This is a genomic window from Lysinibacillus sp. DFXJR4 (assembly GCF_057196045.1).
In genome coordinates this window covers 86,619-107,387 of the sequence record NZ_JBXUNW010000013.1, presented here as the reverse complement: position 1 = coordinate 107,387, position 20,769 = coordinate 86,619, and the positions used below count along the sequence as shown (strand labels likewise).

The window sequence follows — 20,769 nt, the reverse complement described above, 5'->3', positions numbered from 1 at the left end:
ATGAAAATGGCTAAAAAAAATGAAATGAAGAAGCTTGTACTAGGATCTGTAGGAGCAATAGCTGTGACTACAATGGTGTTTAGTGGCATTAATCAAACAATTAAGGCGGCTGAAATTGGCAAAACGCAGATGGTTCCTACTAGCTATAATGTTTCTTATACGGAAATCGGAAGTAAAAGCGTACCACAGGATTATGTAAAAAAAGATTATAAAATAAAGTTCGTTGGAGAAGACAAACCGACTGTAAACGACATGAAGATGGAAGAGGCAGCAGAGCTTGCGAGTCAAAATCTGTGGAAGGTTTTCAAACTTGATTTGAATGGTAAAACGGTAGAAATGACGTATAATCCAGTAAACAATGAGACACTGCAACGTGCTACATGGGAAGCAAATGTTAAAATCAATGATATGCTGTCATATGCATTTCAATTAGATGCAGTAACAGGAGAAAATCATTTAATAGCAAAGTGGGTTTACCATAAAGCAAAAATTAGTGCAGGCATGGATAAAAATCTATTAAAGAATAATCAGGAATATCAAATTTTAGCAAAAGAGGCAGTAGAAAAATATCAATTATTATCTGGTAAAATAACAGCTGTTGAGTATAGCGGACAAGGGTATTCAGAAGATAGACAAGGGGGTAAAAATGCGGACATTTTCTTCCGTGTAAGGTCTGATAAAGGTGAGGCTGTGCAAATCGTTTTCTCTAGACATAATAAAGAACTTCTTCAGGTGGGCTATGACAGCTGGATGAAGGAAACTGAGCGACATGAAAAGAAAATAGAGCAGGAATTAAAAGAACTAAATAATCGAGAAGTCATTTTTACAGAAGAGCAGCGAAAGAAATTTGAAGAAGACGGGCCGATGCTGTTGGAAATAAAAGACTAAACTAGTTTAAATAAAGGAAAACGTTTTATAGAAAAATAACAATAGTAGTGCTATCGTACTTTGTTATAAATACGATAGCACAACAAGATTAATGAATTTTACTAAAATGAACAGTAAAACAGAAGGGAAGAATTAAGAAATTGTATCTCAAAAGGATTAGTTTTATACTATGCATCTTATTTATTTCTATGTTTACTGTACATAGTGCACAAGCAAGTGGTGTTTTTGTAGATATTCCGAAACAAGATGAAGCATTTGAAGAGATTAATTATTTAGTGAATTTAGGTGTTATTAAAGGATATACGGAAAAAGGTAAAATGTATTATAAACCCAATAATAACGTAACGCGTGGACAAGCGGCAAAAATGGTTGTTGTAGCTTCAGGCAACAAACCGCTAGTTGTTCATACATCAAGCTTCTCAGATGTAAAAGCTGGCTCGGAGCTTTCAGGCTATGTAGAACGTGCTGTACAGCTCGGCTTCTTTAAAACAAATACAAATGGACAATTTTTACCGAATAAACCTTTAACTCGTGATGAAATGAGTTATGTATTAACGAAGGCGTTTAAGCTTGATACAAGTAAGTATGAAAATAGCGATTCTCCTTTTATAGACGTTACTATTAACCATCCATACGTTACATATGTGAATACGATTTATTATAACGGTGTCACAAAGGGGAGTAATCAAAAATATAATCCAAACGAACAGGTCACACGTAAACAATTTGCGTTATTTGTAGCGCGAGCAAAAAATGAAAAATATCGCTTAGATGTACCTGTAAAAGGTATGGCTACACCTGATGCATCACAGGTTATTGGATTAGTTGCTGCGACAACCGATGGATTAAATATTCGTAAATCTAAAGACACTTCATCTGCTGCTAATATTGTAGGTACAGCCCATAAAGGTGGCATACTTTCAGTCCATGCGGTTGAAGGAGATTGGTTAAAGGTTTCAAATAAAGGGTCCTTTGCTTATATTTATAAAACATATACACAATTTTTAGATGCAGATGGTAACACATTAGGAAATGTTCAAAAGCAGGTTACTACAACACAAAATATAAATCTTTATGTAAAGCCAACAACTTCTTCGAAGGTAATTTCGACTGTAAATAGTAAAGTGACATTACCAGTTTATAAGACGGTAGATGGCTACTATTTAACTGTAGTAAATGATTTACCTGGCTATATTGTGGTGAATAGTACAGAGGATGCTGTAGTAGAAAACCCTTCTAATCCAAATCCCACACCACCATCCGTTTCAGGTGACCTATTAGGCCGCGTAACAGTGGATAATTTAAATATCCGTCAAGAAGCAAACGCTACTTCTACGGTTGTAAGTAAGCTGAGAAAGGGCGAATATGTTCAAGTAAATAGGATTAATGGTTATTGGGCACAGGTTACTTATAAAGGGCAAGAAGGATATATTCATAAATCCTATATAAAGCTATTAAACCAAAGCGATCATCCCTTAAAAGATCGAGTTATCATTATTGATCCAGGACATGGTGGTACGGATTCAGGGAATACTTTTGGTACCATTTATGAAAAAGATGTTGTGTTAAAGGTTAGTAAATTGGTGGAGCGAAAATTAGCTGCAGCAGGGGCCAATGTTTTAATGACACGTACTGATGATGTGTATCCTACATTACCAGACCGTGTAGATTTTACAAATGCGAACTATGGTGAAATTTTTGTCAGCATCCATGCGAACTCTGTTTTAAATAATACTACTGCAAATGGCACTGAAACATTTTATGCGATGACATCAGGGGATAAGCAAGAGAGTATTGATCTTGCGACATTTGTGAACAATCAAATTGTTAATGATTTAAAGATGAGGAACCGAGGCGTCAAAAATGAACAATTCTATGTAATTCGCAACACAATTATTCCAGCTATTCTAGTTGAACTAGGCTTCCTAACAAATAGTGAAGATCGCGCTAAATTGACAGATGATCATTATATTGAACTATTTGCTGAATCTATCTACAAGGGTATTGTGGAATATTACTCAAAACAATGAGAAAAAGAGCTACAACGTGCTAGGTAAACGTTGTAGCTTTTATTTGTTTTATTAAAAAGACTTACTTATCCTATTTTATTTCGAATTTGCATGAAGTGTTCTATTGATGAATTGAGCAAAGTTTTGACGTGTCACAGTACCATTTGGTTTAAATGTGTGATCCGCATAGCCCGTTGTGATGCCGAGTGCATAAAGTGCTTGTATCTCTTTAAAATAGGCGTGAGCATTAGGTACATCTGAAAAGGTGATTTCTACAATTCCCTGCAACTTGAAGCCGTTAACAAGTGCTCTTGCCATAGCAGCTCGAGTCATTGGCTGATGAGCATTTATTTTGCCATCCTCTAAAGTAATAATGCCATAGCGTGCGCCTGTTGCTAATACGGCATAGCCATAATCACCTGCTTTAATATCTTGGGCATTTAATGCAGCTGAGCTTGAAGTAGGAATATTTAGTGCTCGTAGTATCATTTCTGTTGCCTGTAAGCGTGTCAAAGTACCCTGTGGATTAAATTTCCCATTACTTCCTTTGACAATTCCTAATGCTTGTAAATTTTTAATATCATAGTAAGCTCCATTCGATTTGGCTACATCCTGGAAGAATGGTGCAGCCGCAATTGTTGCTTTATTGGAACCTTTTGCGCGTGTGAGCGTTTTAATTTCTGCAATCGTAGCATATTTTTCATCAGCATTTTTACGATCTTCACGCCCTTCTATAAAGGATGTACGTATTGTATATGTTCCAGCAGCTAAATTACCAGGCATAAAAATTTGATATTTTTCCGTGTGAGAACTGATGTCTTTTTGATCAGCATTATTTGTTGTAGCATCTGCAGCTAGCCCGGGTATGTAGCGTTCATGCCCTTTGCCTACGACTTTATCGTTTGCATCTAAAATCTCTACTTGCAAGGTACCGCGTGCTGGCACATTGCCATTATTTTTAATCGTGACAGTAGAGTAGAAAACAAACTTTCCGGACGGAGCTACATAACCTTGAACACTATCAGAGTATAGTGACAGATTATAACGACGTGGAACAAAACCATTGTGATTTTCGGTTACCCAATTTAAAGCATGCTTCATAAATACTTGGGCATCTTTGTCGCCATGTGTTGTTGAATAGGCAGCCCCATTTTCATTATCCTGCCAATCTGCTTTCGTATCTATATCAATATAATCATAGATTTTAAAGCCAATTTGAACGACTCGGCCTTTACCATATTCGATAGCATGTGCTGCACCAAATTCATTTTTTTTCATAGTCTTTGGTTTATCTGTACTATTATAATCTGAGAAATATAATATAGGTGTTGCAGACCCACCTTGCCAAGGTTTTATGATTTCCACCCAATCTTGATCTGTTTTTGTAAGACTAATCTTACTTTTGCCAAGCTCTTTTGTTGTATGTTGAATAATGGGATGAACGGTATTAACATTACTTATTGTTGAATTTCCAAGCATAATATCGTCAATAAAACGTGAATGGAAGACCTCCGTTAAATTATCCCACTCCATAACCCATGAATTTACATCATAAATTAAAGGAGAAAGATCCATTTGACCTGGCTTAGGAAATTTAGTAGATTCGTTCCGTGCTGTTTGGAATGCAAAGATGGCACCGCCACCATTTCTTATGTACATTTTTACATTTTCACGTTGCTGATGATTCATCATAACTGTATAAGCGAAGACGATTGCGTCATATTGACTTAAATTTTCTAGATTATTTAGGTCCTTCTCATAAATTTTTTCTACTTGAAAGCCCTGTTGCTGATAGAGGAGAAAAGCCTTTAATTCTTTATTATAAGTAGAGCTATAATCTACCTTGGGTGAAACAGCTTGTCCTTTATATGTACCACCTGGGTGTGTTGTATTCGCATATTTTTCACTGCTTTCTGAAAAAACAACACCGATTTTTTGTGCTGCTTTTGCTTCCGTAGGTGATAAGGAAGCAATCACTATAAAAGTACAAAGTAAGAAAAATGAAACGCATAATTTCTTCATTAAATCCACATCCTTTATTTGTATATTACATCAACGTGCATGACTATTACTCATCATACATCTAAATAATGGATGAATCATTAATATTTGGCTCTTTTCTAAAATTTTCATCTGCTATTTTTAAATTAAAGAAAGTATGGATATATTATAAAATGGGTTTCTAATTCCCATTTGGACAAATAGAGAAATGATCGAATAATTTCATATAAAATACATTCATTCCTTTCTATAAGTCTACCTGTATTTATGATATAATAACCTTTGTTTTGTATAGAAAATGAAAGAATTACACAACGATGATTCACGATAGAGGAGGGCAATCACATCTACTGAGATGTATGACATTTATGAATAAACTGAAACAAACTTTTGAAAAGGTCAACAAGATTGATACGTTTTCACCGTACTTCTTTTTACCTTTTATATTAGTACTCTATTTCTTTACAAGTCTTTTTGATTTCCATCGATTTGAACTATTTAATGTACGTGTGTCAATTTGGCCAGCGGTACTTTTAGCGATTGCTTGCTATTATATTGGAGTCTTTATTATTGATAAATTGCAGTGGACAATCCCATCATTTGGTTTATCCTTCTTTGGGAAGTATGTTGTTCATTTCATTGTATTTTTAACATTACTTGGTCTAGCGTCATACTTTTTAATGATTTTTGGTGGAGGATTAGGAATTGCTGATGAATCCAACCGACGTAACCTCAATCCAAAGTTAAACTTCTTTGCCCAATTATTATGGTTTGGTGTGTTATTGCTATTATCCTATAAAATGATATTAGAAAAGCACATGTCATGGAAGAAAGTTTTAATATATGGTTCCATTTACGCTGGTGTTATGTTCTTATTCTTATTAATGGGATATCGTACACCACTAATTATCATGTTATTTACAGGTATTATTATTTTCCACTATGTTGTAAAGCGTGTGAAACTGACATGGTTCCTGACTGCATTATTGGTGATTGGTGTAGTATTTTCAATGTTCGGCTTCCTCCGTGTTTTAACTGAGGATACAACGAAGGAATTTAATAGCCGTGAACAGCCAGATGTAGAATTAACCGAATCAGAAAAAGAAAAGCTGTTAACTGTGGAGCAAAAAGTTAATTTAACACCTAAATGGATTCGTTCATTAAATGGTGAGAGTGTGACTGGTCATATTGTTTTAAGTAAAATTATGGAGTATACACAGGAGGAAGGTTACCTAAATGGAGAAATTCATGGGGGTATCTTCAGTACGATTTTACCGGGTGAGCAAGTGTCACCACGTATGCGAGTAACCGAGGTTGTCAATTCCTTAAGTGTTGAGGAAGGTAAATATATCACACGTCCAACAAGAACAACTACACCGACATTTATCGGCCAATTATTCTTAGATGGTGGTTATTTGCTTGTGGCAATTGGCTTCTTCTTGTATGGGGTACTAATTTCACTTATTTATAATAAAGTGAAGCAAGGTGGTATCCGTAGCTTCCACTCAGTAGCCTATGCTTTTGTTATTACTTTATTTACAGTATCAATGCACACAGGCTTACTAGATTTAATCTTTATTTTAATGCTTGGCTTTGTGATATTAGCCTCAGCGATTATAAAAACGGAAAACAAAAAACTTCGCTATTAACATCTAAAGGTGTCTCAAATTTTTTGAGACATCTTTTTTTATAGAAATTATTACCCAAGCAATATTTTTGAGATGTATGGAAAATTATACCGTTAATCTTTATGAATAAAGGGGTTTTATTCAAAAGTTTTTGGGTCGAATATATTTGGAAATCTTTGTTTTTGGGGGAGGGTTGCTGAATTGATGAGGAAAAGTGCATGATTGACTTGTAATTGTGCTAGATAGAAGGCTACTTGTGCTAAATAGACTAACAATCTTCAGAGCCCAATAGTTATTATATTTATAAGCTTTTCTGTGGTGTGCTTCGTTTTGCCACAGAGTACTACATGTCATCGATATAATAGTTAACAAAAGAAAAGTCGCCCTTGCATGAAGGACGACTTTTCTTTTATTTTACAGTGTTAATCACTTGTACATAGTCCTTACTAATAAAAGCTGTTCCCGAATGAAGCTTATCAGAAAGGACTTCATACCAGCCATTTGTAGCAGAGCTTGTAATGATAACAGGCATACCACTTCTTGCATAAGTGAATAGTGGGCTATTGCTTGTCGATGCATCTGTACGAACATTTAAACCAGTAGTCGTTGTGATACCAACTATATATGGATTTTTGGCATCCTTAAAGCCTAAAGCCTTTTCAGCACGGTAGTAATGACCTGCAATTTTCGCTCCCCAGAATGGATCAGAAGCATATTTCACATTAAAGCCAACAGCCTTTGAACCAACGACTGCACCATTAGCATAGTTTCTTCCAGGAGACCCCCCTGGAGTAATGTAGTTTGGCTGAAGGAACTTTTCAACAAGCTCACTGATATTTGCAGCAACACTATCAAATTTTTTGTTTAGTGGGTTTGTATCATATTCATATAAACCAAATAAATTATTTAAGTTTTGGGCGTTCTTACTCATACCATAAGCACTTTCATGCTGAGCAAGTGATAAAATAAGCAGTGCATTAATTTGTGAATTCTCTTCTACCTCTTTTAATATTTGCCCTAAGCCAATAAGCTTACTTTTCGTTGTAGCATCTTTATAGAGAGTAATCCCTGTGCTTTCCACTTCCGCTAGTTTGTTCATAATATACGCATCAAGTTCCTCTGCTGTATATTGTGTTTTAGCGCGAGCCGGTAAAAATTGATAGTAATTATAGGCCTCACCCTTAGAGGAGCCATTTCCATTTGTGAAAAAGATACCATCCCAGCTATAGTATTTTTCGCCTGACTTCATAAAGGAAGGTGCTTTTCCGAAGACATAGCTAGATGAATACTTATTAGTTTTGTAATCGTAAAGCGTGTGCTTAATTTCACCATTTTCATTTGAATAGTAAGAACGACCTTTACTCATTGAAAATGGGATTAATGTCACATCTGCGTGCTTTAAATAGCCTACTTGTCCTGCTAGTCGAACCTTCACCTGCGTAGCATCACTGCTAAGGTATTCCATTTCAGTATCCCCAGCAACCCCAATTTGATCCTTAATTGTTTCTGAGTTTAAGACAACATAATTATTTGTCACAACATAGCCAGAGGACATTTTCATAATTTTATTATTTTGAACAATTACCTGCGTATTGTTTGTTATAGCCTTCCCGGCAGCATCAAAGGTAGTAAATTCTTGATTACCAACCAATGTGCCATTGGAGATTTCCTTCACAGCAAACTTAGTGGTATTTGATTCGCCTGGGCTTGGAGTACCACTGTTAGGGTCACCAGAGTTTGACTCCCCACCATCACCGCTACCAGTATTTGCATCAGCAAGTGTCATTAATCGATGGATAAATGTAGCCGCTTGACCGATTGTTGCATTTTTTTCTGGCATAAAGTAACCATTCGAGCCCTTAATGATTTCTAATTGAGCACCTATAGCTACTGCCTGGCGATATTCTTTAATAATTGCTGCGTTATCCTTAAAGGTAATAGAAGAAGTACCTTTTGGAATTTCTAAATAGTTTATAGCTCTTTCCAGCATTATCGCCATATGCTGTCTTGAAATAGCTGCATTCGGTTTAAATGAGCCATCTTTGTAGCCTGTAATAATTCCAGCCGTGGCAGCGAGCTGAATATCTGTCGCATACAAATATGTACTTGGGACATCAGTAAATACGATGTTGTTTGCTTCTTCAAGATTCATAGACTTTGCTAAATAAGATGCGAATTCGCCACGGGTTACATTGGCATTTGGACGGTAGCTTCCTTTGGCATCTGTGATTAATGCATTTTTGGAAATTAAATAACGAAGACCCGGTTCATGGTCATGTCCTGACAGTTCATCGGCTGATGCTAGCTGTGGCTGCATAAAAAGCAAGCCAACTACAGTCATGAGCAATGCTATGATTGATAGTTTTTTCATATTTTTACCCTCCTAAACTTCTACATCATTTTAACAAAGTTATAGTGTCGCGATAAGGGTCAAATGTTAGAAAAATCGTAAAATGAGACTATATAAACAGTTTTCTTTACAATTAAATGAAACTGGAAAATAGCATAAATGTTCCATAGCTATTTTGGCATATTTTTGATAATGTTATAGAAGTAAAATATGTGAGGGGAGAGTGAGGGCTCTAAATTATTTGGGAGCGCAAAAAATGAAAAGAATAGCAAAAAATTTACTAGTTTTAGTTGTGTTATTGTCAATGGTGATGACCCCGTTAAATGCTTATGCATCTCAAACGGTCAAAAAGGATTATCCGCTCTCGAAAGGTGTGCAGTATAAACAATATACATACAGCAATACCTATACAAATTCCATTAATCATATAGCGATTGATGTAGGTGATCCAACAACAGAAGTACAATTAGGTATGCCTGCAGCAGTCAATGGAAAAGAATCGACAACAGCAAATGCTAATCGTCTTTCACGTGAAGGCAATCGTGTAGTGGGGGCTATTAATGCAAGCTTTTTTAATATGTCTGAAGGCTACCCATTATTTTTATTAGCAAAAAATAATGTGATTTTAAATGGCGGGGCTGTGTCAAATGGCTCTGATCAATATATGAATGTACCTACTGCATTTGGGATGGCAGCAGATGGACGCGGTGTTATTGATTATTTTGACTTTGATGTCACGCTTTCTCATAACGGTACAAATTATGAAATGTCAGGTATGAATCGTGAACGTAATATCTATGAATCAATTATTTATACGCCACAATTTTATAGTAAAACAACAGATACAAATGAATATGGTTTTGAAATCGTCGTAGATACGGGTGAACCAATTACTGAAAATAAATTTGGACAAACGTTAACTGGAAAGGTGACTAAAATTACACCTTACGGATCAAAGGAAAAGGTATCCATTCCTGCGACTGGATTCGTAGTATCTTTACAAGGTGGAGATTGGCACAAGAAGCTAAGCCAAATAGCAATTGGAGATGAGCTAAGTGTTAACTTCTCAATTGATAAGCTTTGGCAGGATGCACAGTTTATCATGGCAAGTGGTCCATATTTAGTAAAAGATAATAAGCCTTACATTATGATGAGCACATCTAGCTCTCGGGCGAAAGAAGTTGCACCACGAACAGTTGTAGCTACAAGTAATAATGGGAAAACAGTTCATTTTATTACAGTTGATGGGCGTCAAAGTCATAGTAAGGGAATGAATATGGTTCAACTTGCGAACTATTTAGTATCTCTTGGTGTAGATCAAGCGATTAACTTAGATGGTGGCGGCTCAACAACAATGGGTATTCGCAACTACGGTAGCAATAATGTTGTATTAGCAAATCTACCTTCTAATTCAGGTAATACACAGCGTCTTGTGTCCGCAACATTACAAGCTGTAAGTACGGCACCAACTGGTAAAGCAGCGAAAATTGAATATACAAATAGTACAAACTATGCAACTCTTTTAGCAGGTGCATCGTCTAGTATAGCAGTAAAATATGTTTTAGATGAAAACTATAATACACTTCCACTTGATGGTCGATTATCGCTAACATCTGAGAATAATACTCTAAATATTAACGGCTTGAATTATACTTCAACGAAAGCTGGCAATGATCGTATTAACATCAACTATGATGGCTCACCTGTACAATCATTCCAAGTCAAAGTAGTAGATGCTGCAGCAACAATGAACGTTGCACCGAAATCAAAAACAGTGAGCGCTGGCGAAACTGTCAAATTTACTATGGATGCAAAGGATGACGAGGGCAAACCTCTAGTTTACAATGCATCACAGGTAAAATGGTCTGTAGAAGGAGATATCGGTACCATTACTAATGATGGTAAGTTTACAGCTAAAAATCCAGGTGCTACTGGTAAGATAGTGGCGACGTTAGGGACAAAAAGTGAAGCGGCTACGGTAACTGTAGCAAAAGCTGCTTTGTTTAAAGACATTCCAAATAATTATGTGTACTATAAGGAAATTGAATATTTAACGAAAAATAAGATTATTACAGGGCAAGCAGATGGCACATTTAGACCGAATGATAAACTGACAAGAGCACATGCGGCAGTCATTATTAGTCGAGCACTTGGTTTAAATACGTCAAATGTAAAAAATCCAGGATTGAAAGATATCCCTGCGAATCACGTATACTATAAACAGATTGCAGCAGTTGTAGAGGCAGGTATTATGAGTGGAAAAGGTGACAATACCTTTGATCCAAATGGTACCTTGACTCGTGCACAAATGGCAAAAGTAGTAGCATTAGCTTATAAATTAAATGGGACAAGCAGCATTAACTTTAAAGATGTACCGAAGAATCATTGGGCTTACTCATATGTTCAACAATTAGCGGCAAATAAAATTACAACTGGCTATAACGATAATACGTACAAGCCAAATGAATCTATTAGTCGCGCTCACTTCGGATTATTCCTATATAGAGCCATTCAGCCAGGGAAATAGTCTTTAAAGAAGAGCATTGTATGTAAAAAATAGCAAACTAGTCACTATATCTAGTTTGCTATTTTTGTTTATCTTCATTCAGTAGAAGACTCCTACCTCTACAGGTGGTTAGATGAATGCGGATTTAGTTCCTTTTCATTGGGTGTCCAAACACCTACTGAAATAGCGGAGCTCAGTCTAGGAACGCCACGTCCTGTGGCAACGACTGAGTGACCAACATCATGTTAGCCCAAAGCCTCTGGCGGATGTCACGGATTTTCAAAGGAATGAATTGTGCGGGCACAATTCAAAATCCGGACGCAATTACGCCAAGGCGAAATTGATAAAGACTAGTAGATTCATCATGAGAAATCGATTCGGACGACTGCTATATTAACCTCACATTAAAGGGATGAATCAACTAGTATAAAGCTTCTCTTTTTTTACTATTTTTAAAAAGAACGATGATGAACAATTGTGGTATAATCTCAGTATTAAAAAGTAAAAGGATGTTTTTTAATGAAAATAGGCATTGTGGGGAATTACGGCAATGATAATAATGGTGATGAATCAATATTATACGGCATTCTTCAACAAGTAAAACAAACATTTTCGGTAACTAGTGATGACATTACCGTTTTTAGTAATAACACACAACAAACATCCGAGCGTTATGGGGTACATAGCTATCCATTGTATTACAGAAAGAGTAACTTATTTAAAACGTTTATCCATACTTATAAAAATAATAAACCATACGTATCAAAATTTGACCTCCTCATCATTGGTGGAGGTGGTATTTTAATGGATTTCTATAAACGTGAGGCTCACCTGTATGGAGCATATGCAATGATGGCCAAACAAAGTAATATTCCCTACATTATTTACGGATGTGGTGCTGGACCACTGGATACATTTTCTGGAAAGATTAGCATACGTGCTATGTGTCGTTATGCAGCAAGTATTTCTGTAAGGGATCCTCAGTCTAAAAAGCTATTGCAAAGTATTGGCGTAAAAAAGCCAATCGAAATTATTGGTGATCCTGCCTTTACATTAAAAGGGGATCGCCATAATTATGCTGAAAAACCGGTTAAAATAGGGGTGTCAGCGGTTCCTTACTATAATGCAAATTATTGGCCAGAAGGAAATGTTGAAAAATACGATGCATACGTGACAAGCATGGCAAAAAATTTAGATCATGTAATTTCTGAACACAATATCCAAATTACTTTTTTTGCTACAAAGTTTCCGCAGGACGTTACTGTGACGAAGGATATTCAGAAAAAAATGCTGCAACGTGCACATACAGAAATTATTGAGGAAAATTTGGTGCCAGAGCGATTACTTGAAGTAACTGAGGAGCAGGATATTATTATCGGTACACGTTTGCATTCTCTTATTTTGGCAACGAATTCAGAAACACCAATTATTGCAATATCCTACCATACAAAAGTTCAGGATTTTATGTCCTTTGTGGGCGCATCAGATCGTTGCTTACAAATGCAGGATTTAGAGGATGATGAGAAGGCCCTATCCACAATGGTTAGCAAACTAAGTAGCGATTGGAAGCAGTCAATTGCAGAGACGAAACAAATTGCTACACAAATTCATAAAGAGGCCATGCATGGTCAGGAATTAATGAAAAAGGCAGTGACACGTCTATGAAAAAAATACTCGTCATTAGTAATATGTATCCAACATCTGATCATTTATCTTTCGGTATTTTTGTGAAAAACCAAGTCACAGCACTTGAAAAAGCAGGGCTAGATGTAGAAATATCTGTAAATACTAACCCAGCAACAGGCAAGAAAAACACTATTATGAAATATGCAAAATGGGGTTTTTCAACGTTGATGAAGGGCTTTAAATATAGAAAATCCATTGATGTTACACACGCCCATTATGTGTTCCCTTCTGGTATGTTGTCTTTACTTTTGAAGAAAATGTTTGGTATACCGTTTATTGTTACAGCCCATGGTGGCGATATAGAACGTATGGCTAAAAAGAATGCAAGAATTCGCAATTGGACAGCAAGTATTTTGCGTGAAAGTGAGCACGTTATCGCAGTGGGTCCTGTCCTAGCGCAACAAATAGAACAAGATTTTGGCATTGAACAGAATAAAATTTCTGTTGTTAGCATGGGGGTCAATCGAGAGGTATTCACCAAAGAAAGCCAAGCTGCTATACGTACAGAATTACAATTAGCTGCTGAGCCCTTCCGATTTTTATTTGTTGGAAATGTAATTAAGCAAAAAGGTGTGGAAGAGCTATTACAGGCTTTCCAAATGCTTAAAACAAAGGTATCACGTCCTGTAGAGTTAACGATTGTAGGCTCTAGAAGAGACCAGACATTTTACCAATCCCTGCAACCATTAATTAGTGAGGACGTCAAATTTGTAGATCCACTAAAACAACAAGAACTAGTGAAGTGGTTCCAAGCAAGTGATGTCTTTGTATTACCATCCCATTTAGAAGGGTTTGGATTAGTAGCATTAGAGGCATTAGCAACAGATACACCTGTTATTGCATCAAATGTAGGTGGCCTTGTCTCTTTGCTTGGGGAAGGCGCAGGGCATTTAGTGGAGCCCGAAAATGCTATGGTTTTATCTGAGGAGATGCTGCGTGCCGTGAACACGCCAAAAGAACAATATATGAATCGTGAAGCAGTCGAGAAAGTTTTAGACATTCACGATGAAAAAAATATAACAGCTCGCTGTATAGCGATTTATAAGTCGGCCATTGAAGGTGGGGATGACTTATGAATAATTTCTTAAAAATAATCGGGGCAGTTACGATTATTAATATTGTATCTCGTGTTTTTGGATTCTTACGCGAAGTAATTATTGGTTATCAATATGGTAGTAGCCATATTGCTGATAGTATTTTTACAGCTTATACAATTCCAAATTTTTTATATCTAGTCGTAGGTGGTGCATTTACTACTGCTGTTATCACTATTTATAATCGAGAAACAACGGACCGTGCCCTATTTGTTAAACAGTCATTTACAATTGTATTGTTAACTGTCTCCATAATGACCATTGTAATGTTAGCATTTACTAATCCGATTATGGACATGTTTAATCAAGCTAAAGACGAAGATGGGAAATTAAGTCAAAGTGATTTAGAGTTAGCTAAAAATCTGTATTATTGGATGATGCCTTCGTCAATCTTACTCGTATTATCCTCATGGTATAGTGGGTTGCTAAATGCAAATCACAAATTCCATTTGTCTAGTTTTGCCATTTTAATTTATAATGCAGTTTTTTTATTAATTGCTGTAGTTTTATCTAATATTGAATCTATCGATGCAGTGGGATATGGGATTAGTGCATTAGTAAGTGCGATAATAATGATATACTTCTTAATTATCGGTTATCGTAAAATGGGTTCATATAAGGTTGGTTTTTCATTTGAACGTAATATGGCATCAAAGCAATTGTGGGTAATAATTTTACCGATGATGCTCGGTGGCGCTACAATTCAACTTTATGCATTATTACAGCGTGTTTTTGCAGGGATGTTATCTGAAGGGGCAGTAGCTGCTGTAAACTATGCCTCAAGACTTATGCAATTCCCGCAAGCAATTTTAATTACAGCTGTAACGACTGTTATCTTTCCAATTTTGAGTAAAAAAGAGGCAGAGAATGACCATGCTTCTATTAAAAGCTTATACTCCAAAGGTTTACATTATCTATTGTTGTTGCTTTATCCTGTAACAATCTACTCATATTTTTACGCAGAGAATCTTATACAGGTTGTTTATCAGCGTGGTAATTTTAATGAAGTTTCAACTGCAATTACTACACCAGTAATGGCAATCTTCTGTTTATCGATGTATTTTTTAGCTGCAAACATGTATATAACTCGCTTTTATTATGCAAAGGGTGACTCAATAGCACCGGTTATCTTCAGCTTAATAAATGTATTTGTTGTTAACATTGCCTTTATTATGCTGCTTGTCGATAAATATGGAGCAGAGGCAATTGCATGGGGTACTTTAGTGAGTTCAGTAACAAACTTTATTATGCTGATTGTTTATGCAGCCTATAAGTATGATTTGAAAATGGGTATTTTTAGCAAAGAGCTTCAATTTTTCAGAGCAGTTCCGCCAATGATTATTATCACAATTGTTTTGTATTTTTCAAGTAAGTTTTTAATATTTGACAACAGATATATAACGTTCATTGTAAGCCTTGTTATTTTTAGCGCAGTTGTCGTAGGCTCGTATTTATTATTTGGAGTGAAGGAAGTCAAAGAATTTAGTGATAAATTAAAAAGAAAATTTTTAAAGCAATAAAGTAATGGGTATCCGAGAATTCATTTAGGATACCCATTTTTGTTTGGTCTTTATTAAAAAGCTTATCCTCTATACTTGTTAATCATTGTTCTAAAAAATTGTCATATTCATAATGTTTTATAGTAAAAAAATAGGGTCTGTATTATAATTAATTTTATCTCCATTCAGCAGAAGACATCCATCTCTTCAGGTGGTGAGATGAATGCGGTTTTGTTTCCTTTTCAGTGGATGACCAAACACCTACTGAATGAAGATAAAGCCTCCGGCGGATGTCACGGATTTTCAAAGGAATGAATTGTGCGCGCACAATTCAAAATCCGGACGCAATTACGCCAAGGCGAAATTGATCCAGTGTCACGGATATTTTGCGAACATTCAAAGAAGTTTGTATTTAAAATAGGGCATATATTTAATATTGCTCAGAGATTATATCTACACAAACAAAGATAAGGTGGAAAGCATGGCAAGAGGTAGAAAGATTAATTCGAATGGTGAACGGAGTAAACAATTATTGCTTGAAAAAGCGATGGAGCTATTTTCTATGAAAGGTTATCATGAGACAAAAATAAGTGATATTGTAAAAGCAGCCAATGTCACACAGCCTACTTTTTATTTATATTTTGAAAGTAAGGATTCTCTCTATAACGATCTGAATAGAAGATTTTTGTATGAATTTGATCAAATCATGAATAAATCATCAGGGCAAGTTGAAAAGGGATTCGCAGGTTTTATAAGAGCATTAGAACAAAAAATAACGCTGATCTTCATCTACATAATCGAAAATCCAACTTTGACGAAAATAGGCTTTTTAGAATCGACCCAGTCACATTTAGTTAAATCTCAACTTTCAGAGCATTTTCTTCATCTTATAAATCTACATGATTGTATGCATATATTACAATCTTATAGAGTTGATAGTCTAATAATGGTAGATAGTTTTGTGGGGTCTTTAGAGCGGTTAATAGTCACCCATTTGTTTGAACAAAAAAAACAGCCAGTTGATTTAGCAAAAGATGTGATTCATTTATATTTTTTGAGAGATTATTCTGGAAATACATAAAAAAATTCGCCTCATCTATAAAAAGAGATGAGGCGGATTTTTTAGTTTTTCACTGAAATATGCAAGTATATACCTTTTTGAAGCTTACTGCCTGTTTGTTGCTGAACAGATGGATGTACAAGAAGCATATATTCTTGTCCGGTGTTTAGTGGTTGGGATGGTGTCACAAGTAATGAATGGCCATCAACCTTAGTATTGACCGGTACCTCAGCACCACCTAAAGCAACAAGTTGTACACTGCCATCAGCGATTTTAGATGTGAGCGCTTGTGAAAATTTCACCGTAAATGTTTTAGTATTTGCTACATTTTTTAATCCTGTAAGCTCTTTGTAATCCTTATATTGTTCCTTTAATGCATCATAATGAGCCTGGAAAATAGGTGCTGTCTTAGTCGTGATGTTTGGCTTGACCCCTACTTCATTTATTGTTTGACCTAAGGGACCTGTAAATTTCCCTACAGTTAGCTTTAAATAGCTACCATCGTGAAGTTCAAAAAAGCCTTGCATAGCTCCTTTTCCATAGGTTGTTTCCCCATACAAAATAACAGCTTGTTGATCTTGTAAAGAAGCGGCTAGCATCTCAGAAGCACTTGCACTATAACGATTAACTAAAATACGTGTATTCGCAGGAAACTTTTCGTTTTGGCGGACTGCTCGAACTTCATAAGAGGCATGTGCTTCCTCAAGTAAATAGGCGATTTTTGCATTTGAGAAAAGGCCTGTAATTTCCTCTGCCGTTTCTACATAGCCACCACCATTGTTTTGTAAATCTAAAATAAAGGAAGTTGCACCTCGCTGCTTTAATTGAATAAGTGCATCTTTTACAAGTTTCGCCCCATCCTCTGAGAAAGAAGACATGGCAATATAACCAACATCTCCGAATAATAATTCCGATTCCACATTCGGTAGGGTGAATTTTTTTCTTGTAATAGATTTTGTGGAAGTCTTGCCATCTGCATTTTGCAATGTGATATCGATCTTAGTACCTTCATCGCCAACTAATAGGGATGAGGCTTCTTGGGTAGAGCGTCCTACGATAGATTGACCGTTAATTTCGGTAATGATGTCACCAGCGATAACGCCAGCATCAGAAGCACCGCTATTGTCAATTACCTGTAAAATATGAATACCATCCTCATGTTCCTCAATGATAACGCCAATACCAATTGTTGCTAGGTTAATGCTATTCATAAATTCTTCAAATTCCTGTTTCGTAAAATACGTGGAATAAGGGTCTAACATATCAATCATTTCGGGAATTGTTTTTGCGTTTTGCAAATCACCTTTAATCGTACCAACATAATTTTCTTTAATAATTTCTTTGATTTCCTTGACAAGCGGTTGTTCATTGCTAGCTGCTTGCGTGTTGGTAAATGGAATGATGAAAAAACTTAACATAAATATGAAAGACCACACTATTTTTTTCATAGGACACCTCTTTTCTAATACTATTAGTATACATGAATTTCCATATAACCGCGAATAGGAAAGAGGCATTTTAGTAGTACGGGAGAGAGATTCTATCTTTTAAGAATTTTATGAATTATTAAACCAATAAAAGCACCTATTAATGCGGGTACAAGCCATCCAAGATTTTGCTCATACAAAGGTAGAATTTTTAAGATTCTCTCGTATAGTGATATTTTTATATCCATTTCCTTGAAACCATCATACAAGCTAACAAAAAATGTTGGAATTAATGCTAGAATGTAAACAATTTGTCCACCTTTAAAGAAGTTATCGAAAAGTGATAATACCATTAACACCATAGCCAATGGATAGATCATTAATAAAACTGGCAGAGATGCACTAATAATTGTAGAAAGACCAACGTTTGTAATTGCCGTACTAAAAATAGTGAAAACGATTAGAAATGTTTTATATGAGATTCTTGGGAATAACTTGTTAAAATATTGAGCATTTGCAGTAAGTAAACCTACTGCTGTCGATATACAGGCTAGTAAAATAGTAATAGATAGAATTACGTTTCCTAATCTGCCAAATAGTGCTTCTGCTGATTTTGCAATAATATTTCCGCCATTATCTAAGGCGCCGATTGCATCAATACTAGTGTTTCCAATATGGCCAAGTGAGATGTAAACAAATGATAAACCAAGAGCAGCTACAACGCCTGCAAATACTGTTGTATTGACCTGCTTTCTCCTATCGTACATACCCATGCCCTGCAATGCTTGTAAGATAACGATACCGAAAACAAGCGCACTTAGTACATCCATTGTTAAATAACCTTGTACAAAGCCTTCAGCAAAAGGGGTTACGGTGTATTTTCCAACAGCATTGCCTGCTTCACCCATTGGCGAAATAAAGCTTTTAACTGCTAATAATAAAATAACAGCCAAGAGTGCTGGTGTTAGTATTTTACCTACTCGATCTACAAGCTTTGAAGGATTGATGGCTAAATAGAGTATTAAAGCAAAAAATAAGACAGAGGTAATGAATAGCGGTGCCCAATGATCTGTTGCTGCCTCTGGAAGAAAAGGGACAATCCCTATTTCATACGATACGGATCCTGTCCGTGGAACAGCGAAAAATGGCCCAATCGCTAAATAAACAATGGACGTAAAAATAACGCCAAATGTAGGGCTCACACGGTTAGCGAGCAATTGCAAGTCGCCACCCGCTTTTGCTACAGCTACTATTGCAAGTAAAGGTAAACCAACACCTGTTATTAAAAATCCAATCATTGCTGTTAGGATATGCTCACCAGCCTGTTGACCTAATAACGGTGGAAAAATTATATTCCCAGCTCCTAAGAACAGGGCAAATAGAAGTAAACCTACTGCTAAATTTTTTTTGATGAAAAGCATGATGTTTTTCATAAAATTTAAAACTCCTTTAAAATTGAAAAAATAAAACTTTCTAAAAATTTTAAATACAGAAGTGTATATTACCATATTCAGTCTAATCTTGCAATTATAATACTATTGTAATATAGTCGGAATCTGTCATTTCCTATAAGTTTGATAGATTGTTTGAAAAATAGTCAGTATTTCCGATTTCTGAACAATTAAATATCTAGTATGATAGACACACAAGGAATTATTTTAGCATGAACGGAGGCAATTGGGTATGCAAAAATCAAAAAAGTGGAGAATCCTTGCTTTAAGTACTATCGCTACTTCATTTTTCGCATTACAGACTGCAGAAGCAGCAACTTATACTGTACAAAAAGGGGATACCCTATCTAAAATCGCCCAAAACCATCAAGTAACGATACAAGATATCAAAACATGGAATAATCTAACGAAGGATACGATTTATGTAGCCCAAAAACTAGAGGTTACAAAGCAACCTTCGAATCAAGAAGTGAAACCATCAAATCCATCGTCATCGACAACAAAACCAGTAACACCATCAAAGCCTATTAGTACTTCCTACACGGTCGTTAAAGGTGACACATTATCAAAAATTGCTAAGCAATATAATGTGACATTAAAAGAGCTTAAGGATTGGAACGAATTAACAACAGATGCTATTTACATTGGACAAGTATTAAAGGTGTCTCCTGTTGCATCCATCCCTGAGGGTGAAACAATACATAATAATGTGACTTCAAATACGGGAACGCCTTCAAAGGTAACGACAAAGGATCCAACATTGAGTGGACAAGCTATCTATAAGAAAACAATTGAGGTAGCTAATTTGTTGGTAGGGACACCCTATCTTTACGGTGGTAATACTCCTGAGGGGCTTGACTGTAGTGGCTTTATTTTCTATGCCTTTAATCAAAGTGGGTTGAAAATTGGAAGAGATAGTAGTGAAGGGTATTTTTATGGAAATACATCACATGTAAAGACCCCAGTAGCTGGAGATTTAGTATTTTTTGAGAACACATATAAAGAAGGAATATCCCATATGGGTATTTATCTTGGGAATAATAAATTTGTCCATGCAGGAACAGATGGAGTTGAAATTTCTGATGTGACATACTCTTACTGGTCAAGCAGATTGGTCGCTTATAAACGATTTGATCTATTGAAGTAAAAAAATCCTCTTATTCTTTGCTG

General features: G+C 35.8%; 13 protein-coding genes. 9 read left to right on the top strand and 4 right to left on the bottom strand.

Annotated elements, in window-relative coordinates:
* Complete coding sequence (locus AC2CGN_RS19820; protein WP_484515792.1) at positions 1 to 888, top strand: hypothetical protein; 888 nt, start codon at positions 1 to 3, stop codon at positions 886 to 888.
* A 188-nt stretch (positions 889 to 1,076) separates the two neighbouring features.
* Positions 1,077 to 2,918, top strand: coding sequence for an N-acetylmuramoyl-L-alanine amidase (locus AC2CGN_RS19815; protein ID WP_484515790.1), 1,842 nt, complete (start codon positions 1,077 to 1,079; stop codon positions 2,916 to 2,918).
* 75 nt (positions 2,919 to 2,993) lie between these two features.
* Here the strand turns inward: AC2CGN_RS19815 and AC2CGN_RS19810 are convergent, their stop codons facing one another.
* Entirely contained in the window at positions 2,994 to 4,919 is a 1,926-nt protein-coding gene (locus AC2CGN_RS19810) for an S-layer homology domain-containing protein (RefSeq protein WP_484515788.1), read from the bottom strand.
* A gap of 347 nt (positions 4,920 to 5,266) precedes the next feature.
* Between AC2CGN_RS19810 and AC2CGN_RS19805 the strand changes: the two genes are divergently transcribed.
* Positions 5,267 to 6,547, top strand: a complete 1,281-nt coding sequence (locus AC2CGN_RS19805; protein ID WP_286925067.1) for an oligosaccharide repeat unit polymerase — start codon at positions 5,267 to 5,269, stop codon at positions 6,545 to 6,547.
* Between the two features lie 388 nt (positions 6,548 to 6,935).
* On the opposite strand, the gene AC2CGN_RS19800 is transcribed toward AC2CGN_RS19805, so the two are convergent.
* A complete protein-coding gene (locus tag AC2CGN_RS19800) occupies positions 6,936 to 8,897 on the bottom strand; it encodes an S-layer homology domain-containing protein (RefSeq protein ID WP_484515786.1) in 1,962 nt (653 codons plus the stop codon).
* 235 nt (positions 8,898 to 9,132) lie between these two features.
* On the opposite strand from AC2CGN_RS19800, the gene AC2CGN_RS19795 reads away from it, so the two are divergent.
* From AC2CGN_RS19795 to AC2CGN_RS19775, 5 genes are all read left to right on the top strand, one after another.
* Positions 9,133 to 11,403 (top strand): S-layer homology domain-containing protein, encoded by a 2,271-nt coding sequence (locus AC2CGN_RS19795; RefSeq protein WP_484515784.1) that lies wholly within the window; start codon positions 9,133 to 9,135, stop codon positions 11,401 to 11,403.
* 498 nt (positions 11,404 to 11,901) lie between these two features.
* Positions 11,902 to 13,047 carry a polysaccharide pyruvyl transferase family protein gene (locus AC2CGN_RS19790; RefSeq protein ID WP_484515782.1) on the top strand — a complete coding sequence of 382 codons (1,146 nt, stop codon included), beginning with the start codon at positions 11,902 to 11,904 and terminating at the stop codon, positions 13,045 to 13,047.
* The gene (locus tag AC2CGN_RS19785) at positions 13,044 to 14,144 is read left to right on the top strand and encodes a glycosyltransferase (RefSeq protein ID WP_429980333.1); all 1,101 of its coding nucleotides are present in this window, start codon (positions 13,044 to 13,046) and stop codon (positions 14,142 to 14,144) included. Before AC2CGN_RS19790 ends, AC2CGN_RS19785 begins: the two co-directional genes overlap by 4 nt.
* Entirely contained in the window at positions 14,141 to 15,682 is a 1,542-nt protein-coding gene (murJ, locus tag AC2CGN_RS19780; RefSeq protein ID WP_484515780.1) for a murein biosynthesis integral membrane protein MurJ, read from the top strand. Before AC2CGN_RS19785 ends, murJ begins: the two co-directional genes overlap by 4 nt.
* Before the next feature lie 460 nt (positions 15,683 to 16,142).
* Entirely contained in the window at positions 16,143 to 16,742 is a 600-nt protein-coding gene (locus AC2CGN_RS19775) for a TetR/AcrR family transcriptional regulator (RefSeq protein WP_429980335.1), read from the top strand.
* 41 nt (positions 16,743 to 16,783) lie between these two features.
* Here the strand turns inward: AC2CGN_RS19775 and AC2CGN_RS19770 are convergent, their stop codons facing one another.
* Complete coding sequence (locus AC2CGN_RS19770) at positions 16,784 to 18,169, bottom strand: S41 family peptidase (protein ID WP_484515778.1); 1,386 nt, start codon at positions 18,167 to 18,169, stop codon at positions 16,784 to 16,786.
* A gap of 92 nt (positions 18,170 to 18,261) precedes the next feature.
* On the bottom strand, positions 18,262 to 19,581 hold the full coding sequence (brnQ, locus tag AC2CGN_RS19765; RefSeq protein ID WP_484515776.1) for a branched-chain amino acid transport system II carrier protein: 1,320 nt from the start codon (positions 19,579 to 19,581) through the stop codon (positions 18,262 to 18,264).
* 250 nt (positions 19,582 to 19,831) lie between these two features.
* Here brnQ and AC2CGN_RS19760 point away from each other — a divergent pair, with 250 nt between their 5' ends.
* A complete protein-coding gene (locus tag AC2CGN_RS19760; protein ID WP_429984330.1) occupies positions 19,832 to 20,746 on the top strand; it encodes a C40 family peptidase in 915 nt (304 codons plus the stop codon).
* Positions 20,747 to 20,769: the final 23 nt, after the last annotated feature.

Coding starts and splice junctions, on each gene's coding strand:
- AC2CGN_RS19820 (WP_484515792.1), top strand. CDS start 1: ATGAAAATGGCTAAAAAAAATGAAATGAAGAAGCTTGTACTAGGATCT.
- AC2CGN_RS19815 (WP_484515790.1), top strand. CDS start 1,077: ATGTTTACTGTACATAGTGCACAAGCAAGTGGTGTTTTTGTAGATATT.
- AC2CGN_RS19810 (WP_484515788.1), bottom strand. CDS start 4,919: ATGAAGAAATTATGCGTTTCATTTTTCTTACTTTGTACTTTTATAGTG.
- AC2CGN_RS19805 (WP_286925067.1), top strand. CDS start 5,267: ATGAATAAACTGAAACAAACTTTTGAAAAGGTCAACAAGATTGATACG.
- AC2CGN_RS19800 (WP_484515786.1), bottom strand. CDS start 8,897: ATGAAAAAACTATCAATCATAGCATTGCTCATGACTGTAGTTGGCTTG.
- AC2CGN_RS19795 (WP_484515784.1), top strand. CDS start 9,133: ATGAAAAGAATAGCAAAAAATTTACTAGTTTTAGTTGTGTTATTGTCA.
- AC2CGN_RS19790 (WP_484515782.1), top strand. CDS start 11,902: ATGAAAATAGGCATTGTGGGGAATTACGGCAATGATAATAATGGTGAT.
- AC2CGN_RS19785 (WP_429980333.1), top strand. CDS start 13,044: ATGAAAAAAATACTCGTCATTAGTAATATGTATCCAACATCTGATCAT.
- murJ (WP_484515780.1), top strand. CDS start 14,141: ATGAATAATTTCTTAAAAATAATCGGGGCAGTTACGATTATTAATATT.
- AC2CGN_RS19775 (WP_429980335.1), top strand. CDS start 16,143: ATGGCAAGAGGTAGAAAGATTAATTCGAATGGTGAACGGAGTAAACAA.
- AC2CGN_RS19770 (WP_484515778.1), bottom strand. CDS start 18,169: ATGAAAAAAATAGTGTGGTCTTTCATATTTATGTTAAGTTTTTTCATC.
- brnQ (WP_484515776.1), bottom strand. CDS start 19,581: ATGAAAAACATCATGCTTTTCATCAAAAAAAATTTAGCAGTAGGTTTA.
- AC2CGN_RS19760 (WP_429984330.1), top strand. CDS start 19,832: ATGCAAAAATCAAAAAAGTGGAGAATCCTTGCTTTAAGTACTATCGCT.